General features: G+C 66.2%; 14 protein-coding genes. 3 read left to right on the top strand and 11 right to left on the bottom strand.

All coding sequences use genetic code 11. The features are described 5' to 3' along the window. Nucleotides 1-18: 18 nt before the first annotated feature. From PKO50_RS33420 to glnE, 9 genes are all read right to left on the bottom strand, one after another. Nucleotides 19-1509, bottom strand: a complete 1491-nt coding sequence (locus PKO50_RS33420) for a lipopolysaccharide kinase InaA family protein (RefSeq protein WP_275628398.1) — start codon at nucleotides 1507-1509, stop codon at nucleotides 19-21. After that, complete coding sequence (locus tag PKO50_RS33415) at nucleotides 1506-2261, bottom strand: lipopolysaccharide kinase InaA family protein (RefSeq protein ID WP_109935200.1); 756 nt, start codon at nucleotides 2259-2261, stop codon at nucleotides 1506-1508. Before PKO50_RS33415 ends, PKO50_RS33420 begins: the two co-directional genes overlap by 4 nt. Continuing rightward, a complete protein-coding gene (locus PKO50_RS33410) occupies nucleotides 2258-2992 on the bottom strand; it encodes a lipopolysaccharide kinase InaA family protein (RefSeq protein ID WP_109935201.1) in 735 nt (244 codons plus the stop codon). The genes PKO50_RS33415 and PKO50_RS33410 overlap by 4 nt, the downstream gene beginning before the upstream one ends. Further along, entirely contained in the window at nucleotides 2992-3798 is an 807-nt protein-coding gene (gene rfaP / locus PKO50_RS33405; RefSeq protein WP_275628397.1) for a lipopolysaccharide core heptose(I) kinase RfaP, read from the bottom strand. Before rfaP ends, PKO50_RS33410 begins: the two co-directional genes overlap by 1 nt. Nucleotides 3799-3922: 124 nt before the next feature. Further along, nucleotides 3923-5044 (bottom strand): glycosyltransferase family 4 protein, encoded by a 1122-nt coding sequence (locus PKO50_RS33400; protein ID WP_275628396.1) that lies wholly within the window; start codon nucleotides 5042-5044, stop codon nucleotides 3923-3925. Then, complete coding sequence (waaC, locus tag PKO50_RS33395; RefSeq protein WP_275628395.1) at nucleotides 5041-6108, bottom strand: lipopolysaccharide heptosyltransferase I; 1068 nt, start codon at nucleotides 6106-6108, stop codon at nucleotides 5041-5043. The genes PKO50_RS33400 and waaC overlap by 4 nt, the downstream gene beginning before the upstream one ends. Then, complete coding sequence (gene waaF / locus PKO50_RS33390; protein ID WP_275628394.1) at nucleotides 6105-7139, bottom strand: lipopolysaccharide heptosyltransferase II; 1035 nt, start codon at nucleotides 7137-7139, stop codon at nucleotides 6105-6107. Before waaF ends, waaC begins: the two co-directional genes overlap by 4 nt. Before the next feature lie 82 nt (nucleotides 7140-7221). Beyond that, a complete protein-coding gene (gene ilvE / locus PKO50_RS33385) occupies nucleotides 7222-8145 on the bottom strand; it encodes a branched-chain-amino-acid transaminase (protein ID WP_275628393.1) in 924 nt (307 codons plus the stop codon). Nucleotides 8146-8227: 82 nt separating this feature from the next. Next, the gene (gene glnE / locus PKO50_RS33380; RefSeq protein WP_275628392.1) at nucleotides 8228-11176 is read right to left on the bottom strand and encodes a bifunctional [glutamate--ammonia ligase]-adenylyl-L-tyrosine phosphorylase/[glutamate--ammonia-ligase] adenylyltransferase; all 2949 of its coding nucleotides are present in this window, start codon (nucleotides 11174-11176) and stop codon (nucleotides 8228-8230) included. A 244-nt stretch (nucleotides 11177-11420) separates the two neighbouring features. Here glnE and aceE point away from each other — a divergent pair, with 244 nt between their 5' ends. From aceE to PKO50_RS33365, 3 genes are all read left to right on the top strand, one after another. Then, complete coding sequence (aceE, locus tag PKO50_RS33375) at nucleotides 11421-14069, top strand: pyruvate dehydrogenase (acetyl-transferring), homodimeric type (protein WP_275628391.1); 2649 nt, start codon at nucleotides 11421-11423, stop codon at nucleotides 14067-14069. An 11-nt stretch (nucleotides 14070-14080) separates the two neighbouring features. Further along, a complete protein-coding gene (gene aceF / locus PKO50_RS33370; RefSeq protein ID WP_275628390.1) occupies nucleotides 14081-15724 on the top strand; it encodes a dihydrolipoyllysine-residue acetyltransferase in 1644 nt (547 codons plus the stop codon). A gap of 299 nt (nucleotides 15725-16023) precedes the next feature. Next, nucleotides 16024-18720 (top strand): GGDEF and EAL domain-containing protein, encoded by a 2697-nt coding sequence (locus PKO50_RS33365; RefSeq protein ID WP_275628389.1) that lies wholly within the window; start codon nucleotides 16024-16026, stop codon nucleotides 18718-18720. A gap of 153 nt (nucleotides 18721-18873) precedes the next feature. Here PKO50_RS33365 and PKO50_RS33360 read toward each other — a convergent pair whose 3' ends face one another. Together PKO50_RS33360 and PKO50_RS33355 are read right to left on the bottom strand one after the other, a co-directional pair. Continuing rightward, entirely contained in the window at nucleotides 18874-19170 is a 297-nt protein-coding gene (locus PKO50_RS33360) for a hypothetical protein (protein ID WP_275628388.1), read from the bottom strand. A gap of 231 nt (nucleotides 19171-19401) precedes the next feature. Next, nucleotides 19402-19803: a hypothetical protein gene (locus PKO50_RS33355; RefSeq protein ID WP_275628387.1), complete on the bottom strand. Its 402-nt coding sequence runs from the start codon at nucleotides 19801-19803 to the stop codon at nucleotides 19402-19404. Nucleotides 19804-20809 lie beyond the last annotated feature (1006 nt).

The raw sequence follows: 20809 nt of genomic DNA, 5'->3' as shown, positions 1-20809 counted from the left end.
GTCGGCTCGTCGGAGCCTTCACTTCCCGGGTCGGTCTTGCGCTTGGACGCCGGCCTTGGGTATGCGTTCATCCAGCAGCCGGTGGAGCGCGCTGTCCTGCGGCCAGTTGCGCAGGAAACGTGCGCGGTCGCGGGCGTAGGCGCGTTCGAAACCGGCCTGGCCGTGGTGCTTGTGCATGGCGTCGAGGTCGATCAGCGCCCAGCGCCCCGTCTCGCCCGCCCCCTGCCAGAACAGGTTGTGGCCCTTGAGGTCGCCGTGGCTGATGCGCTCGCGCCGCAGCGCCGCGAACAGGCTGTCCAGGGCCTTCAGCTCGGCCTCCGGCGGCATGCCGGCCCCGTCCGGATCGTCCAGATGGGGTTTGAAACGGGCGATTATATCCTGCCCGCCCAGGTAATCGGTAATCAGGAAGGCCGGCCCGCGCAGCCACAGCCAGCGCCGTTCCAGCACCGCCAGGGGTTTCGCGGTGGCGATGCCGAGGGCTTCCAGGCGGTTGCCCTCGCGCCAGGACGCCCAGGCGCGGCTGGGGCGCCAGAAGCGCTTGAGCCAGTGCAGCAGGTTCTTGATGTTGTAACGTTTCACTACCAGCGGCCGGCCGGCCAGCTCCACTTTCGCCACGGTAGCGGCACCGCCGGTCTTGTAGACATGCCCCCGGTCAATGAAAGCGTCCGGCTCGGCCAGCAGCGGCGCAAGGCCGGCCTCTTCCTCGCGGCGCACCGCGCGCAGACCGAAGGCGCCGCGGCGCACGCTGAACAGGCTGCAGTCGCGGCCGATCTTCTTCAGCAGGTCGGCGACGCGCCAGCGGCGCACCCGGGCGATCTCCTTCTGCAGGGCCTCCAGCGGCAGCGCGTGCTCGCCGTTGACCAGCAGGTAGTGCACCAGCAGCTCTTCGAGGAAGGGGTCGAGGCTGGCCGGCAGCTGGGCGAAGAACACCCCGAGGTTTTCCAGCACGTGCTTGCGCGACAGCGGCTGGCCGGGCGTCTCGGCGCGGATGCCGGCGCCGTCGATCAGGTACAGGCGGCCGTCGTGGCGCAGCAGGTTGTCCAGGTGCAGGTCTTCCTGCCAAAGGCCCTTGGCGTGCAGCTCGGCGATGGCCGCCAGGGCCTCGCCGAGCACCGCCTGCTGGGCGTCGGACAGCGCCGGCTCGGCCTCCACCGCGCGCCAGGCGTCACCGAGGCTTTCGGCGCCGCCGAGGAATTCGAAGAGCAGCCAGCCGCCCTCGCCTTCGCCCAGGCCGTCGGCCAGCAGCAGCGGCGTGGTCAGGCCCTGCTCGGCGAGCAGGCGCACGCCGGCCAGCTCGCGCTGGAAGTGCCGCGCGGCCTTGCCGCCGACCAGCAGCTTGGCCAGCACCTGGCGCCCGCGCCAGTTGCCTGCGCCGACGTAGCGCCGGCCCGGCAGCACGCGCAGCAGGCTGTCCAGGCGCAGCTCGGCGGGGCCGGCGCCATCGGCCAGTTCCAGCCGCAGCGGCAGCGTCGGCTGGCGCCCGGCGTTACGCAGTTCGCCCAGCCTCACCCGCGTTTCTCCTTCTTGCGCCGGCGCGCGCCCAGGCGCTTGTACCAGTGGTCCACCTCGGCGCCGCTGGCCGCGCTGCCCAGGTAGGCGGCGAGCAGCTGGCGCACGTCCACCTCGCTCCAGTCGGGGGCGCGGCGCAGCAGCGGCTCCAGGTCCTTGACGCGGTCGCGCAGGCCGAACCACAGCGGGCGGGTCTTCTCCAGGTCGATCAGGCAGGCCTGGAAGCCGTCCCCGGCCTCGCGCAGGAAGATGTGCTTGGGATAGAAGCAGCCGTGCATCTGCCCGGCCTCGTGCAGGCGCCGGGCGAGCATGCCGCAGGCGTGCAGGATCGCCTGGCGGCGCTCGGGCGGCAGGCCGGACCAGTCCTTCAGCCAGGCGTCCAGGTCGCGCCAGCCGTCCAGCGCGCGGGTCACCAGGATGGCGCGGCGTTCGCCGCCCTCGCGGCGCTCGCCGAAGAAGGCCGCCTGCAACGCTGGGATGCCCAGCTGCTGGTAGCGCTGGATGTTGCGGAACTCGCGGGCGAAGGTCGGCTCGCCGCCCGGGCGCAGCAGGCTGCGCGTGAGGTGGTTGCTCTGCCGCTTGAGGTAGTACGCGCCGCCGTCCAGCTCCAGGCGGAACACGCTACTCCAGCCGCCGCGCTCGGTGTTGGGCTCGTCCACTGCCTCCAGCGGCAGCGTCCAGAGCGCGTCGAAGCCGGCCAGGCCCTGGCTTTGCAGGCGCTCGCGGTCGTCGTCGGCGATGAAGTCGTTCACTCGCGTCCCTCGTAGAAATGGGCGATGCGCCGGACGCGCTGCTTGTCCGAGGCGTTCAGCCGCTCGCGCCGGCGGTACTGCAGGTAGAAGCGCAGGCGCTGGGTGGCGGTGAGGTGGTGCTTGGCCACCTTGTCCAGGGTCGCCAGGTCCTTGGTGATGCGGTGGCGCAGCATGAAGCTGACCCAGTAGTCGCCGATCGGGCAGTCGATGAAATACACGGTGCCGGCGGAATCGACCAGGATGTTGCGCCACTTCAGGTCGTTGTGGGTGAAGTGGTGGTCGTGCATCAGCCGCGTGTGCGCCGCCAGCTGCCGGCTGACGTGGTCGACCCAGGCGCGGTCGCGCAGGCGCGGGTCGTTGCGCCGGGCCAGCGCGGCCAGGTCTTCGGTGCCCGGCACCTCGCGGGTGATCATGGCGCCGCGGACGAAGGCGCCGCGCCGGCGCTCCAGGCCCCAGGCCACCACTTCGGCGGTGGGGATGCCCCACTTGGCGAACTGCTTGAGGTTCTGCCACTCGGCCTTGATCCGCGGCCGCGCGAGGTAGCGGTGGTAACCCTTGCCGGCGCTGTTGTAGCGCTTGACGTAGTAGCGCACGCCGTCACGCTCGATACGGATCACTTCGGACTTGGGGTCCTTGGTCAGGCGCTCGCCCTGCAGGGCGAACACCGCGTCCAGGCTGCCGAAGTCGGCGGACAGGTGGCTGTAGGCGGGTTCCAGGGTCCAGCCCGACATCAGAGCAGGTCTCCGTAGCGCTGCTTGCGATCGTAGAGTCTGGCGGCCTTGCGCTCCATCCAGGCGAGCAGCGCGGCCTCCTCGCGGAGGATGTCGCGCAGGGGCTTGCGGAAGTAACCGCGCAGGAAGCGTAGCTTGTCGCGTTGCGTCAGGCCGATGTCCAGCGCCGAGAAGTACAGCGCGGCCAGGTCCTTGTCGCGCCAGCGGCGCGGCGTGGCGGCGCGGGTCTGGGCGCGGTGCAGGTCGATCACCGACAGGCGCAGGTCGTCGGGCGTCGGTGCCCGGTCGGTGTGCAGCAGGAAGTGGCAGATGTAACAGTCGCGGTGGTTCACCCCGGCGCGGTGCATGGTGCCGACCATCTTCGCCACTTCGTCGATCAGCGCGCGCTTGAAGCGCGGCGCCGGCGGCTCGCGCAGCCAGTTCAGCGAGAGCTGTTCGAGGTCGACGGTGGGCGCCAGCTCCTCGGTGACGATGAACGAGTGCTGGCGCGCCGGGTCGCTGCCGCGCTCGCCATAGGCCACCGCGGTCATGGTCGCGACGCCCGCCTGGTGCAGGCGCTCCAGGGCGCACTGCTCCTGGCCGGCGCCGAGCACCGGGAGCTTGGCACTGAGCAGGTTCTTGAAGATCTCGCCCCAGCCGATGCCGCGGTGGATCTTGACGAAGTAGCCACGGCCATCGACCTCGGTGCGCAGGGTGCGGCGGCCTTCCAGCTCGCGGTAGACCTTGCCCTGCAGGCGTTCCACCTCGACGAAGGGGTCCTTGCCGGCCCACAGGCGCTCGAAGGGCTCGTGCAGCTCGAGCTTCATGGCGGGAGCCCTTCGTAGGAGCGAGCTTGCTCGCGAACGCTTTTCCCGATGGGTGTGGCGTCAAGCGGGTTCGCGAGCAAGCTCGCTCCTACGGGAAAAGCAGGGAGAGCGGGGAGTTGGATGTTCATGGGCGCTCCGCGAGGATCACGTCCGCGGCATGCTGCGGCATGGAGTACAGGTCCGCCGTGTCGGCGAAGGCCAGGCCGTTGCGCGACCAGGCGGCGCGCGCCGCGTCGTCTTCGAGCATCTGCGCCAGCATGCGGTTGAAGGCGTCCTGCTCGAAGGGCGAAGGCACCACGCGGCCGGCATCGGCCTCGGCGATGTAGTGGGCGTACCCGCAGACGTCGGTGACCAGCACCGGCAGCCCGGCCACCACGGCCTCCAGCAGCACGGTGCCGGTGTTCTCGTTGTAGGCCGGGTGGATCAGCAGGTCGGCGCCGAGCAGGAAGCGCGGGATGTCGCTGCGGCCCTTGAGGATCTGCACCTGGTCCGACAGGCCCAGGGCCTTGACCTGCAGCAGGAAGGGCTTGGGGTCGTCCTGGCCGATGGCGATCAGCCGGGTGCGCTTGCGCAGCGCCCGCGGCAACGCCGCCAGGGCCTTGAGGCTGCGGTCCAGGCCCTTGGTCTTGAAACCCGAGCCGATCTGCACCAGCAGCAGGTCATCGTCGGCCAGCTTGAATTCGCGGCGGAAGTCGGCGCGGATTTCCGCGGCGTTGGCCGGCGCCCGGCGGTCCAGGGCGATGCCCGGGGGCAGCAGGTGGAAGCGCTGCTCCGGGGTGCCGTAGTGCTTGACGAACAGCGGCTGCTGCACCTCGGAGATCATCAGCACCTCGGTCTTCGACTCGGGGGCGAACACCGCCCGCTCGTAATCGGCGAAGTGCTTGTAGCGGCCCCAGCGGCGGTAGATCGGGTTGCGCAGGGTCTGCGCCTTGTCCTCGAAGCAGCCGTCGGCGGCGTAGTAGACGTCCAGGCCGGGCATCTTGTTGAAGCCGATCACCCGGTCCACCGGGTCGCGGGCCAGGTCCGCGGCCAGCCAGGCGCTGAACTTCTCGTTGCGGCGATGGTTGAACAGTGCCTTGACCGGCGCCACGCGAACGTCGAAGCCGGGCGGCACCTCGCCTTCCCAGATCGGCGTGTAGACGCGGATGGCATGGCCGCGCTTCTGGCATTCCAGGGCGATGCGCATGAAGTCGCGCTGCAACCCGCCGAACGGGAAGTACTTGTACAGGACGAAAGCCAGGGTCATCGAAGCGTCTCCGGGGCCAGCAGCAGCGCCTCCAGTTGCAGTGCCACGCGCTGCGGGTTCAGGCGCGTGAAGCACAGGGGCTGCTCTTGCCGCAGGTCGAACTGGCGCTTGTCTTCGGCCGTCGGCTGGTAGGTGCAGGTCTTCTGCAGGCAGGGTGCGCAGGGCCAGTCGCTGGCCAGGTGCACCTGGGAACGCCCATAGGCGCCAGTCAGCCCGGGGTTGGTCGGGCCGAACAGCGACAGCGTCGGCACGTCCAGGGCGGCGGCCAGGTGTCCGAGCCCGGTGTCCACCGCCACGCAGGCGGAAGCGCCGGCCAGGACCTTGGCCATGCCTGCGAGGGATAATTTGGGGAGCACCGAGGCGTTTTCCAAGCCCTGGGCGATGCGCTCGGCGCGCTGGCGCTCGTTGTCGTTGCCCCAGGGCAGCCTGACCGACCAGCCGCGCTCGCCCATGCGCTCGGCCAGCTCGCGCCAGTAGGCCTCGGGCCAGTGCTTGGTGACCCAGGTGGTGCCGTGCAGGAAGACCAGATAAGGCTCGCCGGCGCTCTGATCGATCAGCAGGCCGCGGTCCAGCCCGTAGTCACCGACGCCCGCGGGCAATGGATAGTCCAGCGCCTGGGCGAACAGCTGGCGCACGCGCTCCACCGCATGCTGGCCCCAGGCGACGCGGTAGCCACGGTCGTAGAAGCGGCTGGCCGCCGGCTCGCGCGCGGATTCCCTGTCCAGCCCGGCGACCGGCACCTTCTTCGCGTAGCGCGTCAGCCAGGCGCTCTTGAGCAGGCCCTGGGCATCGATCACCAGGTCGTAGTCGACCTCGCGCAGGCGTTTCTTGAAGCGCCGCCACTCGCCGTTCTTCAGTGTCTGCCAGAGGTTCTTGCGCCAGCGCCGGATGGCCACCGGGATGACCTGGGCCACCGCCGGGTGCCAGGCCGGGATCTCGGCGAAGCCTTCCTCGACCACCCAGTCGAACTGGATGCCGGGGATGGCCCGGGCGGCGTCGGTGAGCGCCGGCAGGGTATGGATGACGTCGCCCAGGGACGACGTCTTGATCAGCAGTACCCTCATTCGACGTCGACCGGGTCCGCGACCAGGCGGTCGAGTGCCTGCAGTACCTGCCCGGGCGGCAGTTCACGCAGGCAGTTGTAGTGGCCGAAGCGGCACACGCGGTCGAAGCAGGGGCTGCATTCCAGGCCCAGGCGGACGATTTCCACGGCATCGGCCAGCGGCGGGGTGAACTGCGGCGAGGTGGAGCCGTACACCGCCACCAGCGGGCGGTTCAGCGCGGCGGCCACGTGCATCAGGCCGGAGTCGTTGCTGACCACGGCGGACGCGCAGGACATCAGGTCGATGGCCTCGGCCAGGGCGGTCTCGCCGGCGAGGTTCAGCGACTCCTCGCGCAGGCCGGGGATCAGCCGCGAGCGGATGTCCTCGCCGCCGGGGTGGTCGTTCTTCGAGCCGAAGATCCACACTTGCCAGCCGGCGCGGATCTTCGCCTCGGCGACCTTGGCGTAGTACTCCGCGGGCCAGCGCTTGGCCTCGCCGAACTCGGCCCCGGGGCACAGCGCCAGCACCGGGCGGTCCAGGCTCAGGCCGAACTTGGCCAGGGCCGCGTCGCGGCTGGCCGGGTCGATGGCCAGGCGCGGCTGCGGGTAGGGCTTGGGCAGCTCGGTGCCCGGCGGGTAGGCCAGGGCCATGAAGCGCTCGATCATCAGCGGGTAGCGCTGCTTGTCGAGCTTGCGGATGTCGTTGAGCAGGCCGAAGCGCATCTCGCCCTTCCAGCCAGTGCGCCGGGGAATGCCGGCGAAGAACGGCACCAGGGCGGACTTGAGCGAGTTGGGCAGGAGGATCGCCTGGTCGTACCGGCCAACCAGGGACTTGCCGATGCGCCGGCGCGCGGCGACGTCGAGCACGCCGTGGCCGAGCGGGAAGCTCAGGGCCTGGCGCACTTCGGGCATGCGTTCGAGGATCGGCCGGCTCCAGTCGGGCGCCAGCACGTCGATCTGGCAGTCGGGGTGTTCGCGCTTCAGGCACTCGAAGAGCGTCTGCGCCATCACCATGTCGCCGACCCAGGAGGGACCTACGATCAGAATATTCATAGTCGGGAAGCTTCAAGCTGAAAGCTTCAAGCCGCAAGCCGGAAGTGCTCCCGCTTGCGGCTTGAGGCTCGATGCTTGCAGCTTATCGTACCAGTGTGCGCCACTCCGGATGGGCGCTGGTCTTGCCGGTGACCAGGTCGAAGTAGGCCTTCTGCAGTTGCTCGGTCACCGGGCCGCGGCGGCCGATGCCGATCTGCCGGCCGTCCACCTCGCGGATCGGGGTGACTTCGGCGGCGGTGCCGGTGAAGAAGGCCTCGTCGGCGATGTACACCTCGTCGCGGGTGATGCGCTTCTCGATCACCTTGATGCCCAGCTCGTTGGCCAGGGTCAGCACGGTGTTGCGGGTGATGCCGTTCAGGCAGGCGGTGACTTCCGGGGTGTAGATCACGCCGTCCTTGATGATGAAGATGTTCTCGCCCGAACCCTCGGCCACGTAGCCTTCGGGGTCGAGCATCATGGCCTCGTCGGCGCCGCCGGAGATGGCTTCCTGCAGGGCCAGCATCGAGTTGATGTAGGCGCCGTTGGACTTGGCGCGGGTCATGGAGATGTTCACGTGGTGGCGGGTGAAGGAGCTGGTGCGCACCTTGATGCCCTGCTCCAGGGCGTCGTCGCCCATGTAGGCGCCCCAGTGCCAGGCGGCGACTATCACGTGGACCTTCAGGCCGGCGGCGCGCAGGCCCATGCCTTCGCTTCCGTAGAACACCATCGGGCGGATGTAGGCGCTTTCCAGGTTGTTCTCGCGGACCGCGGCGCGGGTCGCTTCGTTGATCTCTTCCTTGGTGAACGGCATCTTCATGTTCATGATGTGCGCCGAGTCGAAGAGACGGTCGGTGTGGGCCTGCAGGCGGAAGATCGCGGTGCCCTGCGGGGTGTTGTAGGCGCGCACGCCCTCGAACACGCCCATGCCGTAGTGCAGGGTGTGGGTCAGAACGTGGGTGGTCGCGTCGCGCCACTGCACCAGTTCGCCGTCATACCAGATCACGCCATCACGATCGGCCATCGACATATTTGCCAGCTCCTCACAGAAATTCGTCGTCCGGTCGCCGCGGAACCCAGCCCCGCCGGCGACCTGTGCGTACTGCCCGGGATCAGGCGAGCTCGAGCTCGCGCCAGACCCGCATCACTCCGCGGCGTTCTTCATGGAAACGGTCGCCGCCCACTACCCCTGGCTGTTTCTGCAGCGCCAGACGGTGCGCGGCTGCGCGATAGGCCTTGTAGGCCTCCTGCAGGAAACGGACGTCCTCGCTGGCGATCAGGCCAGCCCGCTCCAACCCTTCCAGGATGCGGATGTTGTCGGTGAACTGCAGCAACTCCGGGTGCTGCCACGACCAGGCAAGGGCCGCATATTGCACCATAAATTCGATATCGACGATACCACCGGCATCCTGCTTGAGATCGAAGGGCGCCGCGGCTTCGAAGGCATTCGGCGCGGTGCCGGCGGCGGTCGCGGGGGTGCCCAGGTTGTCGCGCATCTTCGCGCGCATCTCGCTGACCTCGCGGCGCAGCTCGGCCAGGTCGCGATGGCGCCCCACCACCGCGGCGCGGATGCCCTCGAAGGCTTCGGCCACGCGCGGGCTGCCGGCCAGCACGCGGGCGCGCACCAGGGCCTGGTGCTCCCAGGTCCAGGCCTCGTTCTGCTGGTAGGCCTGGAAAGCCGCCAGCGAACTCACCAGCAGGCCGGCGGCGCCGCTGGGGCGCAGGCGCATGTCCACCTCGTAGAGCGCGCCGGAGGTGGTCTGGGTGGTGAGGAAGTGGATGATCTTCTGCCCCAGGCGGGTGAAGAACTGCGAGCCGTCGATGGGCTTGGCGCCGTCGGTCTCGCGCTGCGGGTCGCCGTCGTGGATGAACACCAGGTCCAGGTCCGAGCCGTGGCCCAGCTCCAGGCCGCCGACCTTGCCGTAGCCGACGATGATGAAGTCGGTGTCGCAGGGCGTGCCGTCGGCCCGCAGCGGCCGGCCGTGGCGCTGCACCAGCTGGTGCCAGGCCAGGGCCAGGACCTGTTCGAGGATGGCCTCGGCGAGCCAGGTCAGGTAGTCGCTGACCTTCATCAGCGGCAGGGTGCCGGCGATTTCCGAGGCCACCACGCGCAGGCCGTGGGCCAGCTTGAAGTGGCGCAGGGTCTCCATCTGCTGTTCGAGGTCGTCCTCGGGGATGCGCATCAGCCGCTCGCGCAGCTCGGCGATCAGCTCCGGCGCCTGCGGTGGACTGAGCAGGCGACCTTCATTAAGCAACTCGTCGAGCAGGATGGGGAACCTGGCGATCTGCTCGGCCACCATCGGGCTGGCCGCGCACAGCGTCAACAGGCGCTCCAGGGCGCCGGGGTTCTCGGTGAGCAGCACCAGGTAGGCCGATCGCCGCGCCACCGCCTCCACCAGGGGCAGCACGCGCTCCAGGGTCAGGTCCGGCTTCTCGTGCTCGGCGAGCATGTTCAAAAGGCGCGGCACGAAGGCGTCCAGGCGCTCGCGGCCCAGGCGCTGCATGGCGCGCACCTGGTTGCCGTGGCGCAGGTCGATGAGCCGCTTGAAGGCCGCCGCCGGCTCGGCGAAGCCGGCCTCGGCCAGTTGCCGGCAGGCGGACTCCTCGTCCATCTGTTCTTCCCACAGCGGCAGCCACTCGGCGCCGGGCGTGGCGCCCTCGCTCTCGCCGCCTTCGTCCTCGTCGGGGTCGGCGATCACCTGGCGGAAGTGCCAGTCGACGCGCTCGCGCCAGTGGCTGATCGCCTCGTGGAAGGCCGACCAGTTGGCGAAGCCCATCATGAAGGCCACGCGGATGCGCGACAGCTCGTCCTCCGGCAGCATCTGTGTCTGCCGGTCGTCGATGGCCTGCAGGGCATGCTCGGCGTAGCGCAGGAACTGGTAGCCCTCGCGCAGCTCGGCGACCACCGCCGGCGGCAGGTAGCCCTGCCCCTCCAGGGTCGCCAGCACCCGCAGCAGCGGCCGCTGCTGCAGGCTCAGGTCGCGGCCGCCGTGGATCAGCTGGAAGGCCTGGGCGATGAACTCCACCTCGCGGATGCCGCCGGCGCCGAGCTTGATGTTCTCGCTCATGCCCTTGCGCCGCACTTCCTGCTGGATCAGCTGCTTCATGTTGCGCAGCGCCTCGATGGCCGAGAAGTCCAGGTAACGCCGGTACACGAACGGCCGCAGCAGCTCCAGCAGGCGCTGGCCGGCGTCCTGGTCACCGCCGACCACCCGCGCCTTGATCATCGCGTAGCGCTCCCAGTCGCGGCCCTGGTCCTGGTAGTACTGCTCCAGGGCGGCGAAGCTGTGCACCAGCGGGCCGCTGGAGCCGTAGGGGCGCAGGCGCATGTCGACGCGGAAGACGAAGCCTTCGACGGTGATGGCGTCCAGCGCCTTGATCAGCTTCTGCCCCAGGCGGGTGAAGAACTCCTGGTTGTCCAGCGCGCGGCGTGCGCCCTGGGTCTCGCCACCCTCGGGGTAGCCGAAGATCAGGTCGATGTCCGAGGACAGGTTCAGCTCGCCGGCGCCCAGCTTGCCCATGCCCAGCACCACCAGCTGCTGCGGCAGGCCGGAGCGGTGGCCGATGGGCGTGCCGAACTGCTGGCAGTGCCTTTCATAGAGCCAGCGGTAGGCCAGGTCGATGCCGTTGTCGGCGAGGTCGGAAAGGTCGCGGCAAGTGCCGGCCAGGTCGCTGCCGCGGGTCAGGTCGCGCCAGACGATGCGCAGCTGCTGGCGCCGGCGGAAGCGGCGCAGGCGGCGGCCCAGCTCGTCCTCGTCGGCGCAGTCGGCCAGCAGCGCCTCCAGCTGCGCGCGCATCTCGCCGCGCTCCAGCGGGCGGTCCAGCTGACCGCTGGCCACCAGTTCGAGGAACCCCACGGCGTCACGCGCCGCCTGTTCGGCGACGAAGTCGCTGGCCGCGCAGACCAGCGCGAAATCGTGGTGGCGCTCGGCGGACCACTGCCCATAAAGGGCGGCATGTTCGGCGGGAAGACTGGCAACGGCGTTGCTGAAGGCCTGCCCCGCGCGCTCGGCGAGGGGCTTGAGGGTGGCCGGCAGGGCGGCCCGGGACGGCAGAGTCATGCATCGATCCTGATGAACGGCAACCCCGCGGAAGCCCCGCCATTCGGGCGCCTGTAGTTTTACTACTAACTTTTTTCGGCGAAGGGCTGTATCCACTCGCGTTTTGTAGTAAAACTACAACCCGCCGGAACCACCCCCCGGTGCACTTCCAAGAATTCGCGGCGTCGCCCACGAGGCCGGCGCTGCTATCGGCAACGATCTACTGGCTTTCGATTCTGGAAGCCTTTCCGCCCTGGAGCAAGCCATGCAAGACCTCGATCCCGTCGAAACCCAGGAATGGCTGGACGCCCTGGAATCGGTCCTGGACCGTGAAGGTGAAGACCGCGCCCACTACCTGATGACCCGCATGGGCGAGCTGGCCAGCCGGTCCGGCACCCAACTGCCCTACGCCATCACCACCCCCTACCGCAACAGCATTCCGGTGACCCACGAAGCACGCATGCCCGGCGACCTGTTCATGGAACGCCGCATTCGCTCGCTGGTCCGCTGGAACGCGCTGGCCATGGTGATGAAGGCGAACAAGCACGACCCGGATCTGGGCGGCCACATTTCCTCCTTCGCTTCCTCGGCGACGCTCTACGACATCGGCTTCAACTACTTCTTCCAGGCCCCGACCGACGAGCACGGCGGCGACCTGGTGTTCTTCCAGGGCCACGCCTCCCCCGGCGTCTATGCCCGCGCCTTCCTCGAAGGGCGCATCAGCGAGGACCAACTGAACAACTTCCGCCAGGAAGTGGACGGCAACGGCCTGTCCTCTTACCCGCACCCGTGGCTGATGCCGGACTTCTGGCAGTTCCCCACCGTGTCCATGGGCCTGGGCCCGATCCAGGCGATCTACCAGGCGCGCTTCATGAAGTACCTGGAAAGCCGCGGCTTCATCCCCGCCGGCAAGCAGAAGGTCTGGTGCTTCATGGGCGACGGCGAGTGCGACGAGCCCGAATCCCTCGGCGCCATCTCCCTGGCCGGCCGCGAGAAGCTGGACAACCTGATCTTCGTCATCAACTGCAACCTGCAGCGCCTCGATGGCCCGGTGCGCGGCAATGGCAAGATCATCCAGGAACTCGAAGGCGTGTTCCGCGGCGCCGAGTGGAACGTCAACAAGGTCATCTGGGGCCGCTTCTGGGACCCGCTGTTCGCCAAGGACACCGCCGGCCTGCTGCAGGCGCGCATGGACGAGGTCATCGACGGCGAATACCAGAACTACAAGGCCAAGGACGGCGCCTACGTGCGCGAGCACTTCTTCGGCGCGCGCCCGGAGCTGCTGGAGATGGTCAAGGACCTCTCCGACGACGAGATCTGGAAGCTCAACCGTGGTGGCCACGACCCCTACAAGGTCTATGCGGCCTACCACCAGGCGGTCAACCACAAGGGCCAGCCGACCGTCATCCTGGCCAAGACCATCAAGGGCTATGGCACAGGCTCCGGCGAGGCGAAGAACATCGCGCACAACGTCAAGAAGGTCGACGTCGAGAGCCTGAAGTCGTTCCGCGACAAGTTCGACATCCCGATCAAGGATGCCGACCTCGAGAACCTGCCGTTCTACCGCCCCGAGGAAGGCAGCGCCGAGGCCAAGTACCTGGCCGAGCGCCGCGCCGCCCTGGGTGGCGTGATGCCGGTGCGCCGCGAGAAGAGCTTCCAGGTCCCGGTTCCGCCGCTGGAAACCCTCAAGGCCATGCTCGACGGCTCGGGCGACCGCGAAATCTCCACCACCATGGCCTTCGTGCGGATCATCTCGCAGCTGGTCAAGGACAAGGAACTCGGCCCGCGCATCGTGCCGATCGTGCCCGACGAAGCCCGTACCTTCGGCATGGAAGGCATGTTCCGCCAGCTCGGCATCTACTCCTCCGTCGGCCAGCTGTACGAGCCGGTGGATAAGGACCAGGTGATGTTCTACCGCGAGGACAAGAAGGGCCAGATCCTCGAGGAAGGCATCAACGAGGCCGGCGCCATGTCCAGCTGGATCGCCGCCGGCACCTCGTACTCCACCCACAACCAGCCGATGCTGCCGTTCTACATCTTCTATTCGATGTTCGGCTTCCAGCGCATCGGCGACCTGGCCTGGGCCGCCGGCGACAGCCGCGCCCACGGCTTCCTGATCGGCGGCACCGCCGGCCGCACCACCCTCAACGGTGAAGGCCTGCAGCACGAGGACGGCCACAGCCACATCCTCGCCGGGACCATCCCGAACTGCCGCACCTACGATCCGACCTACGCCTACGAGCTGGCGGTGATCATCCGCGAAGGCTCGCGGCAGATGATCGAAGAGCAGCAGGACATCTTCTACTACATCACCGTGATGAACGAGAACTACGTCCAGCCGGCCATGCCCAAGGGCGTGGAGGAAGGCATCATCAAGGGCATGTACCTGCTCGACGAGGACACCAAGGGCGCGGCCCACCACGTGCAGCTGCTGGGCTCCGGCACCATCCTGCGCGAAGTGGAAGCCGCGGCGAAGATCCTCCGCGAGGACTTCGGCATCGGCGCCGACGTCTGGTCGGTGCCCAGCTTCAACGAGCTGCGCCGCGACGGCCTGGCCGTGGAGCGCTGGAACCGCCTGCACCCGGGCCAGAAGCCCAAGCAGAGCTACGTCGAGGAATGCCTGGGCGGCCGCAAGGGCCCGGTCATCGCCTCCACCGACTACATGAAGCTGTACGCCGAGCAGATCCGCCAGTGGGTCCCGAGCAAGGAGTACAAGGTCCTGGGCACCGACGGCTTCGGCCGCAGCGACAGCCGTCGCAAGCTGCGTGACTTCTTCGAGGTGGACCGCCGCTGGGTCGTGCTGGCCGCGCTGGAAGCCCTGGCCGACCGTGGTGATATCGAACCCAAGGTGGTGGCCGAGGCCATCGCCAAGTTCGGCATCAACCCCGACAAACGCAACCCGCTGGACTGCTGAGGAGACGCATTGTGAGTGAGCTGATCCGCGTACCCGACATCGGCAACGGTCAGGGTGAAGTCATCGAACTGCTGGTCAAGGTCGGCGACAAGGTCGAGGCCGACCAGAGCCTGCTGACCCTGGAATCCGACAAGGCCAGCATGGAAATCCCCTCGCCCAAGGCCGGCGTGGTGAAGAGCCTGAAGGTCAAGGTGGGCGACACCCTGAAGGAAGGCGACGAGATCCTCGAGCTGGAAGTCGAGGGTGGCGCAGCCGAGGCTCCGGCCGCGGCACCCGCCCCGGCTGCCGAAGCGCCCAAGGCCGAGGCTCCGGCCCCGGCCGCTGCACCCGCCCCTGCCGCCGCCCCGGCGGCGGCAGCCAGCGTCCAGGACATCGCCGTCCCGGACATCGGCTCGGCGGGCAAGGCCAACGTCATCGAAGTCATGGTGAAAGCCGGCGACACGGTCGAGGCCGACCAGTCGTTGATCACCCTGGAATCGGACAAGGCCAGCATGGAAATCCCCTCGCCGGCCGCCGGCGTGGTGGAAAGCGTGTCGATCAAGATCGGTGACGAAGTCGGCACCGGCGACCTGATCCTCAAGCTCAAGGTCGCGGGCGCCGCCGCCCCGGCCGCCGCCGAGCAACCGGCTGCCGCGCCGGCCCCGGCTGCTGCACCGGCCGCTCCGGCTGCCGCAGCGCCGGCCCCTGCCGCCGCCAAGGCAGAAGCCCCGGCCCCGGTGGGCGCGCCCAGCCGCGACGGCGCCAAGGTCCACGCCGGCCCCGCCGTGCGCATGCTGGCCCGCGAGTTCGGCGTCGAGCTGGCCGAAGTGAAGGCGACCGGCCCGAAAGGCCGCATCCTCAAGGAAGACGTGCAACTGTTCGTCAAGGAACAGCTGCAGCGCGCCAAGTCGGCCCCGGCCGGCGGCGCCAGCGGTGGCGCGGGCATCCCGCCGATCCCGGAAGTGGACTTCAGCAAGTTCGGCGAAGTGGAAGAAGTGGCCATGACCCGCCTGATGCAGGTCGGCGCCGCCAACCTGCACCGCAGCTGGCTGAACGTGCCCCACGTGACCCAGTTCGACCAGTCGGACATCACCGACATGGAAGCCTTCCGCATCGCGCAGAAGGCCGCCGCCGAGAAGGCCGGCGTCAAGCTGACCGTGCTGCCGATCCTGCTCAAGGCCTGCGCCCACCTGCTCAGGGAACTGCCGGACTTCAACAGCTCCCTGGCCCCCAGCGGCAAGGCGCTGATCCGCAAGAAGTACGTGCACATCGGCTTCGCCGTGGACACCCCGGACGGCCTGCTGGTGCCGGTGATCCGCGACGTCGACCGCAAGAGCCTCCTGCAGCTGGCCGCCGAAGCCGCCGAACTGGCGGAAAAGGCGCGCACCAAGAAGCTCTCGGCCGACGCCATGCAGGGCGCCTGCTTCACCATCTCCAGCCTCGGGCACATCGGCGGCACCGGCTTCACGCCGATCGTCAACGCGCCGGAAGTGGCGATCCTGGGGGTGAGCAAGGCTTCCATGCAGCCGGTCTGGGACGGCAAGGCCTTCCAGCCGCGTCTGATGCTGCCGCTGTCGCTGTCCTACGACCACCGGGTGATCAACGGCGCCGCCGCCGCACGCTTCACCAAGCGCCTGGGCGAGCTGCTCGGCGACATCCGCACCCTGCTGCTGTAACCGCATCGGCCCCCGCCCGGGGGCCGATCGCTTTCCACCAACGGGCACGCCACGCTCGTTCTCTCCAGCCCCGCCGGATGACGGGGCTTTTTTTATTTCCGCCAGCCGCGATAATGGCAAAACGCCATGACGCGTGGCATTCTCCGATCAACGGCACCCCGCACGCGGCTCAAAATCCTCCCGGTCCCGCCGATACAGGCATTGCTTGTCAGACAAAACCGCATCATGCACCCTTGCCTTCGCCCAGCAGAAGTCGGCCGAGGCAAAGTACCTCGCCCAGTAGTGGAAAACCGCCGAGCATGAAGAGTCATCCCGATACCGCCAATCGCCCGGCGGTCGAGGCTGTCACCCAGCTCCCCGTCCCTTCGCGGCTGGGGTTGCTGCGCTTCGAGCGGTTGAATGAACCGAGCTGGACCCTGCTGTTCCTCGACCCGGCCTGCGAGCGCGCCTTCGGCGTCGCCGCCGCCGAGCTCTGCGGCCTGCTCGACGCCCCCTACGCCAGCCTGATGGAACCCGAGGCGCGGCACCGCCTGCACGAACAGATCCAGCAGCAACTGGTGGAACATGCCTACTACCAGGTGCGCTACTCCCTGCACACGCCCCGCGGCGTGCTGAACCTGCTGGAAGTCGGCGAGGCCTTCCAGCAGCGCGGCCGCCAGCTGCTCCACGGCTACCTGCTGCAGGACGAGGAAGGCGCCCGCCAGGAAACCCAGGGCGAGTTGGCGGAACAGAACCTGCGCCTGCAGATGTCCCTGGAGATGTACCAGCGCTCCCAGGACGAGCACCTGCAGCACCTGGTGCGCTCGCGCGCCCAGCAGAACCTGATCGTGCGCCTGGCGCGGCACCGCTACCAGTCCAGCGACCCGCTGCTGGAGGCCGCGCAGCTGATCGCCCAGGCCGCCAGCGAGGCCTACGACGTGGCCCGCGCCGGCATCTGGCGGCTGACCGACGACGACCACATGGAGCCGCTGGCGGTGTACCGCCGCGACATCGACCAGTTCGAGCTGCCGCGCGGCTTCGACGCCAGCCGCTACCCCAACTACCTGGACGCCATCAACAGCGGCCGCGCCATCGACGCGCACAACGTCCTGCAGGACCCGCGCACCCGCGAGCTGGCCGAGGCCTACCTGCGCCCGCAAGGCATCAGCGCCATGCTCGACGCCACCATCCGCGTCGGCGGCGAAGTGGTCGGCGTGCTCTGCCTGGAGCACATCGGCGAAGTGCGCCTGTGGCAGAGCGACGAGATCGCCTTCGCCGGCGAGCTGGCCGACCAGTATGCCCAGGTCCTGATGAACCACGAGCGGCGCAGCGCCTCCAGCGCCCTGCACCTGTTCCAGCGCGCCGTCGAGCAGAGCGCCAACGCCTTCCTGCTGATCGACCGCGACGGCGTCATCGAGTACGTCAACCCCAGCTTCACCGCCATCACCCAGTACGGCGCCGACGAGGTGCGCGGCCGCCGCCTGGCCGAGGTGCCGGCCCTGGCCAACCTCAGCGAGCTGCTGTTCGACGCGCGCTCCACCCTGGTCAACCAGAACAGCTGGCAGGGCGAGTTCCGCAGCCGGCGCAAGAACCTCGAGCCCTACTGGGGGCAGCTGTCGCTGTCCAAGGTCTACGCCGACGACGGCGAGCTGACCCACTACATCGGCATCTACGAGGACATCACCCAGAGCAAGCTGGCCCAGCAGCACATCGAGAAGCTCGCCTACCGCGACAACCTCACCGGCCTGGCCAACCGGCACTACTTCATCAACGTGCTGGAAGAACGCCTGCGCGCCGGCTCCGGCCCGCCCCTGGGCCTGCTGCTGGTGGACATCGACAACTTCAAGCGGATCAACGACAGCCTCGGCCACCAGACCGGCGACAAGCTGCTCGCCAGCCTGGCCCGGCGCCTGCGCAGCAGCCTGGTGGACGGCACCACCCTGGCGCGTTTCGCCAGCAACGAATTCGCCGTGCTGCTGGAGGAATCCAGCCCCGGCCGCGGCGAGCGGGTGGCGGCGCAGATCCTCGACGTGCTCGACAAGCCGCTGTTCGTCGACAACCAGCTGATCAACATCACCGGCTCCATTGGCCTGGCCTACGCGCCGCAGCACGGCCAGGACCCGCAGACGCTGATGAAGAATGCCGGCCTGGCCCTGCACAAGGCCAAGGCCAACGGCAAGCACCAGCTGCAGACCTTCACCGAGGAAATGACCGCCGAGGCCAGCCACAAGCTGTTCGTCGAGAGCAACCTGCGCCGCGCCCTGGTGCAGAACGAGCTGGCGGTGCACTACCAGCCCAAGCTGTGCCTGCGCAGCGGCCAGCTGCTCGGCCTGGAAGCGCTGCTGCGCTGGCAGCACCCGGAGAAGGGCATGATCCGCCCGGACCAGTTCATCAGCGTGGCCGAGGAAACCGGGCTGATCATCCCCATCGGCAAGTGGGTGATCCGCGAGGCCTGCCGCATGGGCCGCGAGCTGGCGGAAACCGGCCTGGGCGACCTGAACATCGCCATCAACCTGTCGCCCAAGCAGTTCAGCGACCCCGACCTGGTCGGCTCCATCGCAGCCATCCTCCATGAAGAACAGGTACCGGCCGGGCGCCTGGAATTGGAGCTGACCGAAAGCCTGCTGCTGGACGCCACCGCCGACACCAAGCAGCAGCTGGAACGCCTCAAGCAGCTGGGCCTGACCCTGGCCATGGACGACTTCGGCACCGGCTACTCGTCGCTGAGCTACCTGAAGAAGTTCCCCATCGACGTGATCAAGATCGACCGCAGCTTCATCAAGGACATCCCCGACAACCAGGACGACATGGAAATCACCTCGGCGGTGATCGCCATGGCCCACAACCTCAAGCTGCAGGTGGTCGCCGAAGGCGTCGAGACCGCGGCGCAGCTGGCCTTCCTGCGGCGCAACCGCTGCGACATCGGCCAGGGCTACCTGTTCGACAAGCCGATCCCCGGCGCCCTGCTCGCCAGCAGCCTGCAGCGCTACCCCTGCCGCTCGCACACGCCCGACTGAGGTCGAGCGACACCTTTCACTCGACCTTGCTCGAGTCGGCTAAACGGCCATTGCCAAGCCACGGCGACACCAGAAGTCATGCGAATTAGTCTTAGGACTTCTGGTGATCCCGAGTCGTTTATTGGAATATAGACTCTTGGCCTCTTAGCTTTTTTAAAGCACCCGCCAATAGATTGAACGAGCACAAATAGAAAATATCGGCTCCACCTCTGGAGCAGAGGATGATTTAGCGAGAAAACGTCTATCGCCCCTGCCGCCATCCTCGGTAATGGCGACAAAATTTATTATTCCGTCGTCTGCATCGCCTCTACACTTTATGTAAATACTTTTTAGGCCAATAAATAGAAGCTCAACAGCTTTTTGATTCAAACCTTGGCGTTGAAAGGTTGCTCTTGCCTTTTGGTCCGCGGCACTTAACCTGGGGTAAAGGATACAAAGCTCTTCGTCCACGTAGCACTCCCCCCAGATGTAGCTTTCAACAATTATGCAGTCCGAAAAACCACCGAACCTATTGATTAAACCCTCTGCGTCGCAACGAGAAACGACCGGTTCCCAATCATCGAGGTTTATCTGATTCTGCAATATCGGCATCTCTATTCTCTCTTGCTTCCATATTCACGCGACCTGAAATCAAAGCGAAATCGCCATGAATGAATTTTCACCACCCATCTATGCGTACCGTCACACCAGCGAAATAGACTTGTCAACAGCCACCACATACCCACCGCAAGATGGCTCGATCTCTAGAACAAGCAACATGCCTCTTTTGATTTCCTCAATCTTTCCAGTCAAAAAACGCAGGCTTTCATTGTTTTTCAAGCCCGCATCATCTATATCGTAAACATATTTCAACAATGCACCCATGCGCTCCTCGCTGCATGAATCGTCCTTACCGGAGAACACATAAGCAGCGTTTATAATATTCCCTTCTTTAAAATCTGAAACACGCAACCTTTCAAGCCCGCCGACTATTATCTTTCTCAATCCCCCTCCGGATGATATTCCAATTTCAAGATCACCGTTCCGCGTGGAAAGGGATAGTAAATTACCATCATAAATACTATTGGATAGCATATACTCCACTTACCTCTTTCTATGTTTACTCGGTATAAGGCTTCAAATGATTTTCCATTACCTCCACCGAGCTACCATCCTCGAACTCAATTAGATATACGACCCCATCCGGAAAAGACTTCAAAAATTCGCTCCTTCGCTTTTCGAATACTCCAACGATCCACGCCTTCGCACCTGGACGAGCATTTGAGGAAGCCTCGGCTGTTGTGAAAACAACCTCATCGTAATTAAATTTCGGCATAGTCAGAAAAATGGGCGAATTGGGGAGGGCTGAGCACCGTAGGCTAAATTATTTACGCCCCTCACGGTCAAAGTTACTCGACAACTCATTGTGGCGTGAACAATGGGCTTCTATCAAAGCTCTGAAGCAAATTTTCGGCCTCGGATATTTCAGTCCCATTGGCATATAGGTGAGCATAACCACCTTGAACGTCTAGAATCTAGAGATCACTGCTGTTGGATGATATGAGGTAGGTATATCCCTCGAATATCAAAAAAATAAATATAGCGCACACTGTAGCCACATTACTTTCGAAATTTCGCCCCCTCTCAGCACCAAACCTAAATAGCTTATTAGATGCTTCTACCTGGGTGGGGCTCAAGGTTCCTTGATACAGGAGTACACTCTCATCCTTTGCAAGGACATTCGAGTTGTCGGCAATTAAAAGCTTCCAGTCACCGTCTGGAATTCATGCAGCAATTTGCTGGGCGAACCAAAACAGCTCCAGTGTATTATCTAGTACTTTATAGGCAGCAATAGGGAGCTCTGCTCTCTCACCCTGATGCCAAGCGCCTATATTCATCCCTAACGGCCGCCAGCAGGTTGTTTGCTGCTTTCGCTGTTTCCATAGCTCTGTATATACACTCATAGAACTGTTGAGAATCGTCCCATACATGCATGCCCATTAAAAACATGACTAACCGTCGAAGTAAGGCTCTCCTGATGACCAATAGAAATCATACTCAGCGCTTAGGCGTCTAATCAATTTTTCGATATTGTAAACTAAATTTATCG

Origin of the sequence: Pseudomonas sp. 273 (assembly GCF_029201425.1) — a bacterium.
GTDB classification, from domain to species: Bacteria; Pseudomonadota; Gammaproteobacteria; order Pseudomonadales; family Pseudomonadaceae; genus Pseudomonas; species Pseudomonas delhiensis.
Note: the sequence above shows the minus strand (reverse complement) of the source record. Positions and strands in the feature narration are given on the sequence as shown.